Origin of the sequence: Pseudomonas flexibilis, assembly GCF_000806415.1 — a bacterium.
In the GTDB taxonomy this organism is placed as follows: Bacteria; Pseudomonadota; Gammaproteobacteria; order Pseudomonadales; family Pseudomonadaceae; genus Serpens; species Serpens flexibilis.
The window spans coordinates 543988-560170 of sequence record NZ_JTAK01000001.1 but is presented as its reverse complement, the minus strand read 5'-3'; the positions used below and the strand labels follow the sequence as shown (position 1 = coordinate 560170).

Genomic DNA, 16183 nt, shown 5'->3' with positions numbered 1-16183 from the left:
GTCAGGAAACGGAGAATATGGGTGGGCGTTTATGTGGTTGACGATAAGTGAGCGCACCATGCTGACCCAGAATGCCGGAGCGGACGCACCACCCCACGACAACGGGGTGCTGGAAGCGGCACTGGACTGCGCGCGACTTGGGATCTGGCTGTGGGATTCGACCTCCGGCCAGGTCAGCTGGGCCCACGGCACCCACCACCCTTTTGGCCTGCGCCAGGCACCGCCCTCCTCCGCGCGCCAGTACCTGCGCCTGATTCCTTCCCGCGAACGGATCCGCGCCTTGCGCTATTTCCGCCGCATCCTACGCGGCGAGATCCTGCCGCCGATGACCCAGCACATACACTGGCCCGGTGGCGGCCATCACTGGCTGGAAATCGGCGCACGGATCCATGCCTTGCCCGACGGCCGCCTGCAGCTCACAGGGGTGGCCCGCGACATCACGCTGCACGCGGAACGCACCCCGCACGACGACATTTTCACCAAGGCGTTTCGCCAATCGCCGGACCCCATCGCCATCAGCGAACTGCGTTCGGGACGACTCATCGAGATCAACAAGGGGTTCATCAGCACCTTCGGTTGGAGCCGGGAGCAGGCGATCGGCCGTACCTCGGAGGAGCTGAACCTGTGGGTCGATGCCCGGGAACGCGAGCGGATGGTCGAGCAGCTGGCCCGACATGGCAGCCTGCATGACTTCGAGGCGCGCCTGCGCCGGCGCGACGGCAGCATCGGCAACTTCTGCTTCTATGGCGCCCCGATCGAATTGCACGGGGCGCCCTGCCTGGTCACCACGGTGCGCGACGTTTCGCAACTGCGCGCTCAGGAGCTGGCCCTACGCGACAGCCGCGAGCGCCTGGCCCTGGCGCTGGAGTCGGCCAACCTGGGCACCTGGGAGTGGCATATACCCACCGACAACCTGCAGGGAACGCCTCGCGCCTTTGCCATGCACGGCCTCGTAGTCCCCGAGGCGGGCTGTGACTTCCGCACCTTTTTCCGAACCGTGCACGAGGAAGACCGGGAGAACCTGCGCCGCGCCTACCGCGGGCTGCTGACGGGCAGCGAGAGCGAATGTCGGCTGAGCTACCGCGCGCGCACGCCCAGCGGCGAGATACGCCACCTGGAAAGCACCGCGCGGCTGTACCGCGATGCCCAGGGTACGCCCTTGCGCATGACCGGCATCCTCAACGACATGACCAGCAGGGTGCTGTACGAACAGCGGCTGCGCGCCTCGGAAGAGAAATTCTCGACCCTGTTCCAGAGCAGCCCGGTGCCTATCTCGGTGTCCGAGCTGGAAAGCGGTCGGTTCGTGGACATCAACCCCAGCTTCAGCGAGGTCTTCGGCTGGCAGCCGGCCGAGATCATCGGCCAGTCCTCCCGCACGATAGGCTTCTGGGAGGACTCACAACGACGCAGCGAAGTGATCGGCGAACTGAACAGGAAGCGCGTCCTGGACGGCGCCCTGGCCCGCTTCCGCAGCAAGGACGGTCGCAGCATCACCTGTCTGATCTCCTGCCGCTACCTGGAGATGCACGGCGACTGCTACGTCGCCATCTCGTTCCACGACATCACCCGTCTGCAGCAGGCTACTCGCGCCCTGCAGGCCAGCGAGGAGAAGTTCGCCAAGGCGTTCCACTCCAGCCCCGACGCCATTTGCCTGCTGGAGCGGGACGGGCAGCGTTTCCTTGAGGTGAACGAAGGCTTTCGCCGACTGACCGGCTACACCCCGGAAGAAGTCACCGGTCGCAGCGTGGCTGATCTGCGGCTGCGGATCGATCCGCAGCAACGTCAGGAAATCCTCGACAGCATTGCCAGTACCGGCCGCCTGCCCCGTACCGAGGTTCATCTGCTGGATCGCGACGGCCGCGAGAAGTTCGCCGAGGTCTCGGTCGAGACCCTGCGCCTGGATGGTGGCGAATGCCTGTTGGTCACCGCCCGCGACATCAGCCAGCTCAAGGCCGCCCAGGCGCAAATCCAGCACCTGGCCTACCACGATCCACTGACCAACCTGCCCAACCGCGCCCTGCTGCTGGATCGCCTGACCCAGCAGATCGCCCTGCTCAACCGCCACAACCTGCGCGGCGCGGTGCTGTTCATCGACCTCGATCATTTCAAGCACATCAACGACTCGCTGGGCCACCCGGTCGGCGACGCGGTGCTCAAGATGCTGACCGCACGACTGGAAGCCAACGTCCGCCTGGAAGACACGGTGGCACGTCTGGGCGGCGACGAGTTCGTGGTGCTGCTGTCCGGCCTGGAGGGCAAGCGTGCCCAGGTGATCCGCCAGGTGCGCCAGGTGGCCGAGCAACTGCGCGCACACCTCGCCGAACCCATGGACGTCGAAGGCCATCCCCTGCAGGTCACCAGCAGCATCGGCGTGGCGCTGATCCCCGATCACGGCACCAGTCCCGACGACCTGCTCAAGCGCGCCGACATCGCCCTGTACCGCGCCAAGGACTCGGGACGCAACCGCCTGCACCTATTCCGCAGCCGCATGCAGGAGCAGGTGAGCGAACGACTGCGCATCGAGAACGACCTGCGCCAGGCCCTGCAGCGCCAGCAGTTCGAGGTACGCTTCCAGCCGCAGGTGGATACCCGCAGCGGATGCATCGTCGGCGCCGAAGCCCTGCTGCGCTGGAACCACCCCGTTTACGGCATGCAATCCCCGGAATCCTTCATCCAGGTGCTCGAGGAAAGCGGCCTGATCCACGACGTCGGCCTATGGGTGCTCAACGAGGCCTGCCAGACCTGCGCCCGCTTGCTGGACGAGACGCTTATCCAGCGCGGCCGGTTCAGCCTGTGCGTCAACATCAGCCCCCGCCAGTTCCGCCACCCCGAGTTCTACGAGGGCATCGAGCGCTGCCTGAGCCGAAGCCGCCTGCCTGCTCATATGCTCAAGCTGGAGATCACCGAGAACGTGGCGATTCGCAACGTCGAAGACACAGTGAACAAGATGCAGCGCCTCAAGCGCCTGGGCATCGGCTTCGCCATGGACGACTTCGGGACCGGCTACTCGTCGCTCACCCAGCTCAAGCGTCTGCCGGTGGACGTGCTGAAGATCGATCAGTCCTTCGTGCGCGACGTGCCCCTCAACGGCAACGACAGCGAGATCATTCGCGCCATCATCGCCATGGCCAACAGCCTGGGCCTGCAGACCATCGCCGAGGGCGTGGAGCGCAGCGAGCAGTTGGACTTCCTGCGCGGCGAGAACTGTCAGTTGTACCAGGGTTACCTCTTCAGCCAGCCCCTGCCGCTGGCCGAGTTCCGCGAGGTACTGGCCCGCCCACCGCGCACGGGACAATAGGCCTGGGTTCGCCAGCTGCGTGCTGGCTCACAAAAACACCCACGTCCTGCACGGAAAAGAATCCGGTTTGCGGCTGCACTCGCAAGAATGGACCACTGGTGCTGGCAAAAAGCCTTTAGCTGTACCAGAATATTTATGCCTTGATGTGAGCGTGTCAGAAGTCACAACTTCTGCACGGATATAAACGAAGTTTGTTGATGAACTTAAAAACGCTGCCATTGTCAAACCTTGCGGTTTTGAGCCTTCAACATTCATTCCTAGAACTAGATCGGTGATCAGAAATGCGACCCATGAAACAGGCTATCTACTCCAGCCGTACCGCTGACAAGTTCGTTGTCCGTTTGCCCGACGGCATGCGCGATCGCATCGCCGAAGTGGCCCGTCTTCATCACCGCAGCATGAACTCCGAGATCATTGCCCGGCTTGAGCAGAGCATGCAGCAGGAGGCCTCGCTGAGCGACGATCTGGCACTGCGCCTGGACAGCCCAGAGCTGACCCTGAGCGAACGCGAGCTGCTGCAATGCTTCCGTCAACTGACCCGCCGCCAACAGAACGCCCTGGTTGCGCTGATTGCCAATGACATGGAAATGGCCGGCGGACAAACGCACTAAGCGCTGCAACTTTCAGGCAATAAAAAACCGGCCTTATGGCCGGTTTTTTATTGCCGTGCTTTTACATGAGGAACAGCGTTGCCAGTCCGAGGAAGATGAAGAAGCCCCCACTGTCGGTCACGGCAGTAATCATCACACTGGCCCCCATCGCGGGATCACGCCCCATGCGCGCCAGGGTGATCGGAATCAGCACGCCCATCAGCGCGGCCAGCAGCAGGTTGAGGGTCATGGCCGCCGTCATCACCAGGCCCAGCGACCAGCTGTCGTACAGCCACCAGGCCACCGCGCCGATCACCCCACCCCACAACAAGCCATTGGCCAAGCCGACGCCCAGCTCCTTGCGCAGCAACCAGGCGGCGTTGCCGGAGCCGAGTTGGTCCAGCGCCATGGCACGCACGATCATGGTGATGGTCTGGTTGCCGGAATTCCCACCGATGCCAGCCACGATGGGCATCAACGCGGCCAAAGCCACCAGCTTCTCGATGGCACCGTCGAACAGGCCGATGACTCGCGAGGCAACGAAGGCCGTGACCAGGTTCACCGCCAGCCAGGCCCAGCGGTTGCGCACCGACTTCCAGACCGAGGCGAAGATGTCTTCTTCTTCGCGCAGACCGGCCATGTTGAGGACTTCACTCTCGCTCTCCTCACGGATCAGGTCGACCATCTCGTCGATAGTCAGACGGCCGATCAGCCTGCCCCCCTTGTCGACGACCGGGGCGGAGACAAGGTCGTAGCGTTCGAAGGCCTGGGCGGCGTCGTAAGCGTCCTCGTCGGGGCTGAAGGTCACCGGATCATCGGCCATCACCTCGCCTACCTGGCGCTCCGGGTCATTGACCAGCAGACGCTTGAGCGGCAACACGCCCGTCAGGCGACCGTCGTAGTCGACCACGAACAGCTTGTCGGTATGCCCGGGCAGCTCCTTGAGACGGCGCAGGTAGCGCAGCACCACCTCCAGGCTGACGTCTTCACGAATGGTGACCATCTCGAAGTCCATCAGCGCGCCGACCTGGTCCTCCTCGTAGGACAGCACCGAGCGCATGCGCTCGCGCTGCTGCGCATCGAGGCTTTCCATCAGCTCGAGGACGACATCGCGCGGCAGTTCCGGCGCCAGGTCGGCCAGCTCGTCGACGTCCATTTCCCTGGCGGCGGCAAGCAGCTCGTGGTCTTCCATGTCAGCGATCAGGGTTTCCCGGACCGCATCGGATACTTCGAGGAGAATGTCGCCGTCACGCTCGGCCTTGACCAACTGCCAGACGGTCAGGCGCTCATCGAGCGGGAGGGCTTCGAGGATGTAGGCGATATCCGCCGGGTGCAGCTCATCCAGCTTGCGCTGCAACTCCGTCAGGTTCTGACGGCGCACCAGGTCATCGATGACCTCCTGGTTGCTGGCGTCCTGGCGATGGGCCAGGTTCTCGACCAGGCGATGCCGGTGCAGGAGATCGACTACCTGCGCGAGGCGGTCTTGCAGGCTGTCCTGGGTTTTCTTGACTTCTACTTCGGTCATTGACGCACTCCACCCCCACTGGCAGAGCGCGCCGAAGGGGGCCTTAGTCCATACGCGACAGGGCGAACGAGATTACGGATAAGTAACTACTGGGTAAGTCCATGGTGGGCGGATTTCCAAAACCCCTTCGGGGCGGAGCCGGGGATAATAGCACTGCCTGAGGCCGCTGCGCTCCACGGAAGTTCGATGGAGCCAGCAAAAAGTCAGGTCATTCACCGGATGCGTTTTGCGACGCGCCCACTTTGCAACAGGACACATGCCACGGGAGCAGGATTCCGCGTACCGACTACACTCGCCCCGCAAAAAAACGAAGGAGTAAAAAGCCATGCAGGGATTGCATGCATTGATCTGGGGAGTGCTGCTGGTTGGCGTGCCGCTGACCAGCCAGGGCGCGAACTACTACCGCTGCGTAGATGTTCAGGGTCGCGTGAGCTTCTCGGACCACGGCTGCCCGAACGGTGAAGCACTGCGCCTGCAGCCGGCGAACAGCCTGCCAGCCCCCTCTCCCCAGCCGCACCATCCGAACCGGGGCAAGGTCAGCGGCCAGGAGCAGGCGCTGCCCTGTGGCGGCCTGCTGAATGCCCAGGAACGACGCACCGCCATGGTCCGCCAGGAGATCCGCGCCGGCCTGAGCCGCGCCGACATCGAGAGCGCACTGGGAAAACCTGACAGGATCACCCGGAACCACGGCCTGACCCGCTATCAGTACACGGACAGGAAGGGCGGCACGCGCACCGTTCGGTTCGACGAGCACGGTTGCGTGATGGCAGGAGGCTGAAAAGCAAAAAGCCCGCATTGCTGCGGGCTTCTCAATGTGGCGGACTCAGGAGGATTCGAACCTCCGACCGCTCGGTTCGTAGCCGAGTACTCTATCCAGCTGAGCTATGAGTCCGTCGTTGGCGCTTGATAAACCAGATCACCGCTGGCTTGACGCTTACCTGATCGCTACAGGAGCCATCCGGTAAAAGATGGCGGACTCAGGAGGATTCGAACCTCCGACCGCTCGGTTCGTAGCCGAGTACTCTATCCAGCTGAGCTATGAGTCCGTCTTGGTGCTTGGTAAACCAGATCACCGCTGGCTTGACGCGTACCTGATCGCTGCAGGAGCCATCTGGTAGAAGATGGCGGACTCAGGAGGATTCGAACCTCCGACCGCTCGGTTCGTAGCCGAGTACTCTATCCAGCTGAGCTATGAGTCCGCAAAACGCTGCTTGCCCAGGCAAGCAAATAATGGCGGAGAGGGGGGGATTCGAACCCCCGACACCCTTTTGAGGTGTACTCCCTTAGCAGGGGAGCGCCTTCGGCCACTCGGCCACCTCTCCGCAACACGGGGCGCATGATATACAGCTTTACCCCGCTTGCAAAGCCCTAAGTTTGAAAAAACTTAGAAAAATTAGTGGCTTGGTTCCTGGTCCTTCTCTTTCTGGATGCGCTGGTAGATTTCTTCGCGGTGAACGGCCACCTCTTTCGGTGCGTTGACGCCAATGCGCACCTGGTTGCCCTTGACGCCCAGAACGGTGACGGTGACATCGTCACCCACCATAAGGGTTTCCCCTACCCGACGGGTCAGAATCAGCATTCCTTTTCTCCTTACACGGATGTTTCGATTCAATCTGCAAAAAACAAAAGGGGCCTCATCCACGCAGCGCGTGCAATCGCCCAAATATTGACCAGCCCCCCGAAGACAGTTCCGGCAGGCCGGCCAAAAAAGACGGAAGGCGCGATTCGCGCCTTCCGGGAACCTCAGTTCTTTTCCTGGCTGACCGGTGCATCCAGCTCGAAGGCGGTATGCAGGGCACGCACTGCCAGCTCCAGATACTTCTCCTCGATCACCACGGACACCTTGATTTCCGAGGTGGAGATCATCTGGATGTTGATCCCTTCCTTGGCCAGGGCTTCGAACATGCGGCTGGCCACACCGGCGTGGGAGCGCATGCCGACACCCACGATGGAGACCTTGGCAATGCTCGGGTCGCCATGCACGACGCGCGCGCCGATCTCCGACGCGGTCTTTTCCAGGATGCGCAGCGCGTTGTCGTAGTCGACCTGGTTGACGGTGAAGGTGAAGTCGGTGGTGTTATCGTGCGCGACGTTCTGCACGATCATGTCCACCTCGATGTTGGCCGCGCTGATCGGGCCGAGGATCTTGAAGGCCACGCCGGGGGTGTCCGGCACGCCGCGGATGGTCAGCTTGGATTCGTCGCGGTTGAAGGCGATGCCGGAAATGATCGGCTGTTCCATGGATTCCTCTTCATCATCGATGGTAATGAGGGTGCCCGGACCCTCCTTGAAGCTGTGCAGGACGCGCAGCGGGACGTTGTACTTGCCGGCGAACTCGACCGAACGGATCTGCAGCACCTTGGAACCGAGGCTGGCCATTTCCAGCATCTCCTCGAAGGTGATCTTCTCCAGCCGGCGCGCGCGGGACACCACGCGCGGATCGGTGGTGTAGACGCCGTCCACGTCGGTGTAGATCTGGCACTCATCCGCCTTCAGGGCGGCGGCCAGCGCCACCGCCGTGGTGTCCGAGCCACCGCGACCCAGGGTGGTGATGTTGCCCTGCTCGTCCACGCCCTGGAAGCCGGCCACCACCACCACGCGCCCGGCCTTGAGGTCGGCGCGCAGGCGCTGGTCGTCGATCTGCAGGATGCGCGCCTTGGTGTGCGAGCTGTCGGTGAGGATGCGCACCTGGCTGCCGGTGTAGGAAATCGCCGGGACGTCGCGCTTGATCAGCGCCATGGCCAGCAGGGCGATGGTCACCTGCTCGCCGGTGGACACCATCACGTCCAGTTCGCGCGGGACCGGCCGGCCATCGGTAATCTGCTTGGCCAGATCGATCAGGCGGTTGGTTTCGCCGCTCATGGCGGACACCACCACGACGATATCGTCGCCCCGCTCGCGGAATTTCTTGATCTTGTCAGCCACCTGCTGGATTCGCTCGACGCTGCCGACAGAGGTGCCGCCAAACTTTTGTACGATCAAAGCCATGTCATCAAACCATCTGAGTCCCTGGGGGCGCCCATCTGACCCCGGAGGGGTCTTGAGAACGGGACAGGCCGGACGCGCTGCCTGCCCCGCTGGCTGTCGTTACAGCCCCTGTTCAGCGAAACCGCGTACCAGCGCCAGCGCGGCATCCAGCTGCGCGGCATCGGTGCCGCCGCCTTGCGCCATGTCCGGGCGACCACCGCCCTTGCCGCCGACGGCCGCGGCCGCCTGTTTCATCAAGTCGCCGGCCTTGAGCTTGCCGGTCAGGTCCTGGGTGACACCGGCCACCAGCACCACCTTGTCATCCTGTACGCCACCGAGCAGCACCACGGCGCTGCCCAGCTTGTTCTTCAACTGGTCGACCAGCGCCAGCAGCGCCTTGCCGTCCAGGCCGTCGAGCCGCGCGGAGAGCACCTTGGCGCCCTTGATCTCCACGGCCGATCCGGCCAGGTCGTCGCCGGCGGCGCTGGCTGCCTTGGCCTTGAGCTGCTCCACCTCCTTCTCCAGCTGGCGGTTGCGCTCCAGCAGGGCGGACAGCTTGTCCAGCACGTTCTCGCGGCTGCCCTTGACCAGATTGGCGGCTTCCTTGAGCTGCTCTTCGGCGCCGTTCAGGTAGGCCAGCGCCAGCTCGCCGGTGACTGCCTCGATACGCCGCACGCCGGCAGCCACGCCGCCTTCGCTGACGATCTTGAACAGACCGATGTCGCCGGTGCGCGACACGTGGGTGCCACCACACAGCTCGACGGAGAAGCCGCCGCCCATGGTCAGCACGCGCACCTGGTCGCCGTACTTCTCGCCGAACAGCGCCATGGCGCCCTTGGCCTTGGCGGTCTCGATGTCGGTTTCCTCGACGTCTACCGCGCTGTTCTTGCGGATCTCGGCGTTGACCAGGGCTTCGAGGGCACGGATTTCCTCCGGCTTGATGGCCTCGAAGTGGCTGAAGTCGAAACGCAGGCGCTGGCTGTCCACCAGCGAGCCCTTCTGACTCACGTGCTCGCCGAGGATCTGGCGCAGCGCGGCGTGCAGCAGGTGGGTGGCGGAGTGGTTCAGCGCGGTGGCCTGGCGCACCGAGGCGTCGACCACGGCCTGTACCGAATCACCGACCTTCAGGCTGCCGGCATCCAGGATGCCGTGGTGCAGGAAGGCGCCGCCGGCCTTGCGGGTGTCGCGCACGTCGAAACGCACACCGTCCAGGCTCAGGTAGCCGCAGTCACCGGCCTGGCCGCCGGATTCGGCATAGAACGGCGTCTGGTCGAGCACCACCACGCCCTCCTCGCCCGCGCTCAGGCTGTCGACCTTCATGCCTTCCTTGAACAGCGCCAGCACGGTGCCGGTGCCGGAAGTGCCCTGGTAGCCGGTGAAGCGGGTTTCGCCCTCCACCTTGACCAGGCTGTTGTAATCCAGATCGAAGGCGCTGGCCGAGCGGGCGCGCTCGCGCTGGGCCTGCATCTCGCGCTCGAAGCCTGCCTCATCGACGCTCAGCTCGCGCTCGCGGGCGATGTCGGCGGTCAGGTCGACCGGGAAACCGTAGGTGTCGTACAGCTTGAACACCACTTCGCCCGGAATCACGCTGCCGGACAGCTCGGCCAGGTCCTGCTCGAGGATCTTCAGGCCCTGCTCCAGGGTCTTGGCGAACTGCTCCTCTTCGTTCCTCAGCACGCGCTCGATATGCGCCTGCTGCTGCTTGAGCTCCGGATAGGCCTCGCCCATCTCGGCGGCCAGGGCGGTGACGATCTTGTGGAAGAACGTGCCCTTGGCGCCCAGCTTGTTGCCGTGGCGGCAGGCGCGGCGAATGATACGGCGCAGCACGTAGCCGCGGCCTTCGTTGGACGGCGTCACGCCGTCGGCGATCAGGAAGCCGCAGGAACGGATGTGGTCGGCCACCACCTTCAGCGAGGCCTGGCCTTCGTTGGCGCAACCGATCGCCTGGGCGGCGGCGTCGAGCAGGCGCTGGAACAGGTCGATCTCGTAGTTCGAGTTCACGTGTTGCAGCACGGCGCTGATGCGCTCCAGGCCCATGCCGGTGTCCACGCTCGGCGCCGGCAGCGGGTGCAGAACGCCGTCCGCGGTGCGGTTGAACTGCATGAACACGTTGTTCCAGATCTCGATGTAGCGGTCGCCGTCCTCTTCCGGGGAGCCGGGCGGGCCGCCCCAGATGTGTTCGCCGTGGTCGAAGAAGATCTCGGTGCACGGGCCGCAGGGGCCGGTGTCACCCATCGCCCAGAAATTGTCCGAGGCGTAGGGGGCACCCTTGTTGTCGCCGATGCGCACCATGCGCTCGGCCGGTACGCCGACTTCCTGGGTCCAGATGTCGTAGGCCTCGTCATCGGTGGCGTACACCGTCACCCAGAGCTTTTCCTTGGGCAGGTTCAGCCACTTCTCGGAGGTCAGGAACTCCCAGGCGTAATGGATGGCATCGCGCTTGAAATAGTCGCCGAAGCTGAAGTTGCCCAGCATTTCGAAGAAGGTGTGGTGGCGTGCGGTGTAGCCGACGTTTTCCAGGTCGTTGTGCTTGCCACCGGCACGCACGCACTTCTGGCTGGTGGTGGCACGGGTATAGGCGCGCTTCTCCAGGCCGAGGAAGCAGTCCTTGAACTGGTTCATGCCGGCGTTGGTGAACAGCAGCGTCGGGTCGTTCGCCGGAATCAGCGAACTGGAGGCCACACGGGTGTGCCCCTTCTCTTCGAAGAAGCTCAGGAAGGCTTCACGGATTTCTGCGCTTTTCATAGATTCATCCGAGGGAAAAACGGCGAACGGCCAGCCACCACGGGACTGACGGCAAAGGGCGGCATTATATAGGCCCGGACCGCGAACTGCAGGGGTTTATGCAATTGGCAAGGGCTATCGCAGCCGCTGCGCTCATCAATGATCGTGGCCGCAATCGGGGCCATGCACATGGCCCGCGTCCTCATCACCCATCGGCTCCATTTCCAGCTGGATACCCACCAGATTGCTGGCCAGCGGGCGCAGCACCAGGTTGGCGTACTCGCTGTCGCCTTCCTCGGTGTCCACACCGATCAGCAGCTGGCCGCTGCCATCCTGCTGGATCCACACCTCGCGGCCCTGCCAGAGCACCGCAAAGCGCTCGCAGCTGGCCGGCTGCTGCTGGCCATCGGCGTCTTCAAGGATCAGTTGCAGGGATTGGCTCATGACAAAACTCCTCAGGAAAAAGAAAAGCCCGAAGGCGGCTCGGCACGCTTCGGGCATCTGAACAAAGGGGTGAAACTCAGACGGGCAAGGCGATCGGCCGCAACGGCACGGCACGCACCTGGGCACCTGGCTGCAACTGCAGGCGTGCGGCGGTCTGCGGATCGACCACCAGCGAACCGGCGGCCATGCGGGCCGGGCCGACCGTCACGCGACAATCTTCGCGCTTGCGGTTGTGAATCAGGTAATCGATGGCGTCGTCACCGGGCGTACCCACCGCCAGCACCGCCAGGCGACTGTCGCGGATCGCACGGATGCGGTCGGTCTCGCACTCCAGCGCCGGACCACCGTCGAAGATGTCCACGTAGCCCTGATGGCGGAACCCTTCGCTCTTGAGCATGGTCAGCGCCGGCTCGCTCTCGGCGTGCACATGGCCGAGGACCGCCCGCGCTTCCTCGGTGAGGAAGCAGGTGTAGAGCGGGAACTTGGGCATCAGCTGGGCGATGAAGGCCTTGTCGCCGACCCCGGTCAGGTAGTCGGCGCGGTTGAAATCCATCTTGAAGAAGTGCCGGCCGAGACTGTCCCAGAACGGCGAACGCCCCTGTTCGTCGGAGATGCCGCGCATCTCGGCGATCACCCGGTCGGCGAACAGCGCGCGGAACTCAGCCAGGAACAGCAGACGCGCCCGCGACAGCAGGCGGCCGTGCTGGCCACGGCGGAAATCGGCGTGCAGGAACAGCGAGCACATCTCGGTGCTGCCGGTCAGGTCGTTGGCCAGGAACAGGGTGGGGATCTCTCGATGGATGCGCGGTTCAAGCGAAGCGCAGACCATCAGGCCCAGCCGGTAGTTGTACCAGGGCTGGCGCAGGCCGACCGCACCGGTCATGGCGGAGATGCCCACCACCTCGCCGTCATCGCTCTCCAGCACGAACAGGTAGTCGGCGTCGGCCCGCTCGGCCTCGCCGCGAAAGCTCAACTCGGCCCAGCGTACCCGCTGCGCCATGCGTTCCTCGCTGGCGGGCAGGGAGGTCAGGCCGGCGCCGGCACTGCGTGCCAGCTCGATCAGGGCCGAGAGGTCCGTGTTGCGCACGGGACGAACGATCATGCTTCCTCCGCCGGCCCGACGAATTTATGGGCCTGGTTCATAACGCCACCAAGCGCACACTGGCGCCTTCGCCGACGCCCAGCGCCTCGGCGGTGGTGCGGTCGAGGTACAGCGGCATGCCCGGCTCCCAGTCCAGCTCGACCAGCAGCGCGCGGAAATCCTGCAGCAGCCCGTTGGCGACCAGCCAGGTACGACCGCCCTGCGCCAGCGGCGCATCGCTCAACTGCACCTCCAGTTGCTGGCTGTGCACGATGGACCGAATCGCCGAGGTACGCGCGTGCAGGGTCGGGCCGCCGTCGAAGATATCGATGTAATGCTCGGTCTCGAAGCCTTCGCGGGTGAGGATGTCGAAGGACGCCTGGGCATCGGGATTGACCTCGCCCATGGCCTCCTGGGCCTCATCGGACAGCAATGGCACGTAGATCGGGTAGTGGGGCATGAGCTCGGCCAGGAAGCTGCGGCTCTTCACACCGGACAGGTGCTCGGCCTCGGCGTAGCTCATGCCGAAGAAGTGGCGGCCAACGCCATCCCAGAACGGCGAATCGCCCTGGGCGTCGCTGATGCCGAGGATGTCGACCGCAACCGAGTCGGCGAAGCGCTCCGGATGATCGGCGACGAACAGCAGGCGGCCCCGGGAAATCAGTTCGTCCGCCGGCGGCGGCGCTTTGTCGGCCTCGACAAAGAAGCTGTCGAGCAGGCTGTTGCCGGTCAGGTCATGGCACAGCGACAGGGCGTGGGTCTTGTTGTGGATGTTCAGCTCGCGTGACACGTGCACGAACGTCTCGTTGCGAAAGCTGTAGAAGGGCTCCGTGTAGCCAGCCGAGGCCACCAGCCCTGAGCAGCCGACCAGCCCGCCGCGCGCGGTGTCCTCCAGCACGAAGAAATAGGTTTCCTCGCCGTTGAACGCCACCTCGGCGGCGAACGAAGCCTCCGAGGCAAGGATCTTTTCGCGCAGCCGGTCGGCGGAATCCGGCAGCGAGGTGACACCCACCGGGCTGATCGCCGCCAGGCGCTGCACTTCGGCCAGGTCGGAAAGTTGCGCGGGGCGCATCACCAGCATGCTCAGAGTCCTCCGCCCGCACTCAGCCCTGGGTGGTCAGCCGGGCCACCGCGCGCTCGAAGCGCTGCAGGCCCTCGTCGATGTCCGCCTCGTCGATCACCAGGCTGGGCGCGAAGCGCACCACGTCCGGACCGGCCTGCAGCACCATCAGCGCTTCCTTCTCGGCGGCCGCCAGCACCTGCCCGGCCTTGCCCAGCCACGGCTCGCTCAGCTGCGCGCCGATCAGCAGGCCACGACCGCGGATCTCGGAAAAGAGGCCGTACTGTTCACCCATACGCTGCAGGCGCGCCCGGAAAATCTCGTGGCGCGCCTTCACGCCGTTCAGTACCTCGGGGGTGTTGACGATTTCGATCAGGGCGTCAGCCACCGCGCAACCCAGCGGGTTGCCGCCATAGGTGGTGCCGTGCACGCCCACCGAGAAATGCGCCGCCAGCGCGCTGGTGGTCAGCATCGCGGCAATCGGGAAGCCGCCGCCGATGCCCTTGGCGCTGGTCAGGATGTCCGGCACCACACCGTGGTGCATGTAGGCATACAGGTCGCCGGTGCGGCCGACACCGGTCTGCACCTCGTCGAAGATCAGCAACGCGTTGTGCTTGTCGCACAGCCGGCGCACGCCTTCCAGGTAGGCCTGGTCGGCCGGGCGAATGCCGCTCTCGCCCTGGATCGGCTCAAGCACCACCGCGCAGGTGCGGTCGGACATGACGGCTTCCAGTCCGGCCAGGTCGTTGTAGGTCACATGGGTAATGCCCTGCGGCTTGGGCCCGAAGCCGTCGGAATACTTGGTCTGCCCGGCCACGCTCACGGTGAAGAAGGTGCGGCCGTGGAAGCTGTTGTAGGCCGAGATGATCTCGTGCTTGTCCTCGCCGAAACGGTCGTGGGCCACGCGACGGGCCAGCTTGAAGGCCGCCTCGTTGGCCTCGGCGCCGGAGTTGCAGAAGAACACGCGCTCGGCAAAGGTCGCGTCCACCAGGCGCTTGGCCAGACGCAGGGTTGGCTCGTTGGTGAACACGTTGGAGATGTGCCAGAGCTTGCCGGCCTGCTCGGTCAGCGCCTCGACCAGCCGCGGGTGGCAATGGCCCAGGGCGTTGACGGCGATGCCGCCGGCGAAGTCCACCAGTTCTCGACCGCTCTGATCCCAGACTCGCGAGCCCAGACCGCGCACCGGAATGAAGGGCGCGGGGGCGTAATTGGGCACCATGAACTGATCGAAATCGGCGCGCTGAATCGGCGCGGGCTTAGCGGACATCGGGAGCGTCTCCTGCCATGTCTGGCCATCTGAAAGGGAGTGGAAGCATGTGCTCGGCGGGCCGAACGGCCCGGGAAGCGCAGTTTATACACTGTGGCAGCGGGCGAAAGCCTGCCAGGCTAATTTTCAGTGTGCTTGCCAATCGCGTTGGCCTCCTGGGCCGCGCCGCTGCGGTGCTGGTTGCGGTCCTCGCGCGGGGTGGTGCCGAAGAAGTTGCGATAGGCGCTGGAAAAGTGCGGACCCGACGAGAAGCCGCAGGACAGGCCGATCTGGATGATCGACTTGCTGGTCTGCATGAGCAACTGGCGGGCCTTGTTCAGGCGCAGCTCCAGGTAATACTGGCTGGGCACCCGGTTCAGGTATTGCTTGAAGATCCGCTCCAACTGACGGCGCGACACGCAGACGTGCTGGGCGATCTCGTCGGTGGTCAGCGGCTCCTCGATGTTGGCCTCCATCAGCATCACCGCCTGGGTCAGCTTGGGATGGCTGGCGCCGATGCGGTTCTGCAGCGGCACGCGCTGGCGCTCGCTGCCTTCGCGGATGCGTTCGACCACCAGCTCCTCGCTGACCGCGCCGGCCAGTTCCGCGCCGTGGTCGCGACCGAGCATGGCCAGCAGCAGGTCGAGCACCGCAAGGCCGCCACAGGCGCTCAGGCGGTCACGGTCCCATTCGAACAGGTGGCTGGTGACGATGGCCTTGGGAAAGCGTTCGGTGAAGTCGTCCTGCCAGCGCCAGTGTACCGCGCTGCGGTAGCCATCCAGCAGACCCAGCATGGCCAGCGGATAGACCCCGGCGGACAGACCAACCAGCGTGCAGCCCTGCCGGGCCAGCTGGCGCAGGGCAGCGGCCAGGGGTGGCGCAATGTTCTGCGGCGGCTCGTCGGCCACCAGGAACAGCCGGCTCATGCCTTCCATACGCTCGTCCCACACGCCGCCGGGCAGGCGCCAGGCGGTGCCGCTGCCCTCTTCGTCCTCGACCTTGAAGAACTGCAGGTCGTAGGCCGCCTCGGGATGGATGCGCCGCGCCACGCGCAGGGCTTCATCGGCCAGGGCCAGCGTGATCGCCCGGGTACCGGGCCAGACAAGAAAACCAATGGTGGGGACAGTCATTGCGGCTGGCTGATGTCCAGGTACGGACGCATTCTGTGGCCCGGAGGAAAAGAGCGCATTCTAGGCCGCCGCGCGCCGGAAGTCTCGCGGCATTCGTAACCCGGCGACACACCTGCGC

The 16183-nt window shown here is 64.6% G+C and carries 12 protein-coding genes and 4 tRNA genes; 3 read left to right on the top strand and 13 right to left on the bottom strand.

Annotated features, from left to right (window positions below):
- Window positions 1-58: 58 nt before the first annotated feature.
- Together PT85_RS02735 and PT85_RS02730 are read left to right on the top strand one after the other, a co-directional pair.
- Window positions 59-3298: an EAL domain-containing protein gene (locus tag PT85_RS02735; RefSeq protein ID WP_052237586.1), complete on the top strand. Its 3240-nt coding sequence runs from the start codon at window positions 59-61 to the stop codon at window positions 3296-3298.
- 281 nt (window positions 3299-3579) lie between these two features.
- Window positions 3580-3909 (top strand): Arc family DNA-binding protein, encoded by a 330-nt coding sequence (locus tag PT85_RS02730; RefSeq protein WP_027590149.1) that lies wholly within the window; start codon window positions 3580-3582, stop codon window positions 3907-3909.
- A gap of 61 nt (window positions 3910-3970) precedes the next feature.
- Here PT85_RS02730 and mgtE read toward each other — a convergent pair whose 3' ends face one another.
- Window positions 3971-5413, bottom strand: coding sequence for a magnesium transporter (gene mgtE, locus PT85_RS02725; RefSeq protein ID WP_027590150.1), 1443 nt, complete (start codon window positions 5411-5413; stop codon window positions 3971-3973).
- A gap of 325 nt (window positions 5414-5738) precedes the next feature.
- Here mgtE and PT85_RS02720 point away from each other — a divergent pair, with 325 nt between their 5' ends.
- The gene (locus PT85_RS02720; RefSeq protein ID WP_039605853.1) at window positions 5739-6191 is read left to right on the top strand and encodes a DUF4124 domain-containing protein; all 453 of its coding nucleotides are present in this window, start codon (window positions 5739-5741) and stop codon (window positions 6189-6191) included.
- Window positions 6192-6228: 37 nt separating this feature from the next.
- Here PT85_RS02720 and PT85_RS02715 read toward each other — a convergent pair.
- The 12 genes from PT85_RS02715 to PT85_RS02660 form a co-directional block, all read right to left on the bottom strand.
- A tRNA-Arg gene (locus PT85_RS02715) sits at window positions 6229-6305 on the bottom strand.
- Between the two features lie 77 nt (window positions 6306-6382).
- Window positions 6383-6459, bottom strand: a tRNA-Arg gene (locus tag PT85_RS02710).
- A 76-nt stretch (window positions 6460-6535) separates the two neighbouring features.
- Window positions 6536-6612, bottom strand: a tRNA-Arg gene (locus tag PT85_RS02705).
- Between the two features lie 32 nt (window positions 6613-6644).
- Window positions 6645-6735: transfer RNA gene (locus PT85_RS02700), tRNA-Ser, on the bottom strand.
- Window positions 6736-6806: 71 nt separating this feature from the next.
- Entirely contained in the window at window positions 6807-6992 is a 186-nt protein-coding gene (gene csrA / locus PT85_RS02695) for a carbon storage regulator CsrA (RefSeq protein WP_003283978.1), read from the bottom strand.
- A gap of 164 nt (window positions 6993-7156) precedes the next feature.
- Window positions 7157-8401 (bottom strand): aspartate kinase, encoded by a 1245-nt coding sequence (locus PT85_RS02690; protein WP_027591468.1) that lies wholly within the window; start codon window positions 8399-8401, stop codon window positions 7157-7159.
- 99 nt (window positions 8402-8500) lie between these two features.
- On the bottom strand, window positions 8501-11125 hold the full coding sequence (alaS, locus tag PT85_RS02685) for an alanine--tRNA ligase (RefSeq protein WP_039605852.1): 2625 nt from the start codon (window positions 11123-11125) through the stop codon (window positions 8501-8503).
- 135 nt (window positions 11126-11260) lie between these two features.
- Window positions 11261-11548: a hypothetical protein gene (locus PT85_RS02680; protein WP_039605851.1), complete on the bottom strand. Its 288-nt coding sequence runs from the start codon at window positions 11546-11548 to the stop codon at window positions 11261-11263.
- A 76-nt stretch (window positions 11549-11624) separates the two neighbouring features.
- On the bottom strand, window positions 11625-12650 hold the full coding sequence (gene astA / locus PT85_RS02675; RefSeq protein ID WP_027591471.1) for an arginine N-succinyltransferase: 1026 nt from the start codon (window positions 12648-12650) through the stop codon (window positions 11625-11627).
- A gap of 37 nt (window positions 12651-12687) precedes the next feature.
- On the bottom strand, window positions 12688-13710 hold the full coding sequence (aruF, locus tag PT85_RS02670) for an arginine/ornithine succinyltransferase subunit alpha (RefSeq protein WP_027591472.1): 1023 nt from the start codon (window positions 13708-13710) through the stop codon (window positions 12688-12690).
- A gap of 22 nt (window positions 13711-13732) precedes the next feature.
- Entirely contained in the window at window positions 13733-14956 is a 1224-nt protein-coding gene (locus PT85_RS02665; RefSeq protein ID WP_039562748.1) for an aspartate aminotransferase family protein, read from the bottom strand.
- A gap of 119 nt (window positions 14957-15075) precedes the next feature.
- Window positions 15076-16065, bottom strand: coding sequence for a GlxA family transcriptional regulator (locus tag PT85_RS02660; RefSeq protein WP_027591474.1), 990 nt, complete (start codon window positions 16063-16065; stop codon window positions 15076-15078).
- Between the last annotated feature and the right edge of the window lie 118 nt (window positions 16066-16183).

What these genes read in the sequence shown, in the direction of transcription:
- PT85_RS02665 (WP_039562748.1), bottom strand. Translation starts at nt 14,956, where the DNA reads ATGTCCGCTAAGCCCGCGCCGATTCAGCGCGCCGATTTCGATCAGTTC.
- PT85_RS02735 (WP_052237586.1), top strand. Translation starts at nt 59, where the DNA reads ATGCTGACCCAGAATGCCGGAGCGGACGCACCACCCCACGACAACGGG.
- PT85_RS02660 (WP_027591474.1), bottom strand. Translation starts at nt 16,065, where the DNA reads ATGACTGTCCCCACCATTGGTTTTCTTGTCTGGCCCGGTACCCGGGCG.
- PT85_RS02680 (WP_039605851.1), bottom strand. Translation starts at nt 11,548, where the DNA reads ATGAGCCAATCCCTGCAACTGATCCTTGAAGACGCCGATGGCCAGCAG.
- aruF (WP_027591472.1), bottom strand. Translation starts at nt 13,710, where the DNA reads ATGCTGGTGATGCGCCCCGCGCAACTTTCCGACCTGGCCGAAGTGCAG.
- PT85_RS02730 (WP_027590149.1), top strand. Translation starts at nt 3,580, where the DNA reads ATGCGACCCATGAAACAGGCTATCTACTCCAGCCGTACCGCTGACAAG.
- astA (WP_027591471.1), bottom strand. Translation starts at nt 12,650, where the DNA reads ATGATCGTTCGTCCCGTGCGCAACACGGACCTCTCGGCCCTGATCGAG.
- csrA (WP_003283978.1), bottom strand. Translation starts at nt 6,992, where the DNA reads ATGCTGATTCTGACCCGTCGGGTAGGGGAAACCCTTATGGTGGGTGAC.
- PT85_RS02690 (WP_027591468.1), bottom strand. Translation starts at nt 8,401, where the DNA reads ATGGCTTTGATCGTACAAAAGTTTGGCGGCACCTCTGTCGGCAGCGTC.
- alaS (WP_039605852.1), bottom strand. Translation starts at nt 11,125, where the DNA reads ATGAAAAGCGCAGAAATCCGTGAAGCCTTCCTGAGCTTCTTCGAAGAG.
- mgtE (WP_027590150.1), bottom strand. Translation starts at nt 5,413, where the DNA reads ATGACCGAAGTAGAAGTCAAGAAAACCCAGGACAGCCTGCAAGACCGC.
- PT85_RS02720 (WP_039605853.1), top strand. Translation starts at nt 5,739, where the DNA reads ATGCAGGGATTGCATGCATTGATCTGGGGAGTGCTGCTGGTTGGCGTG.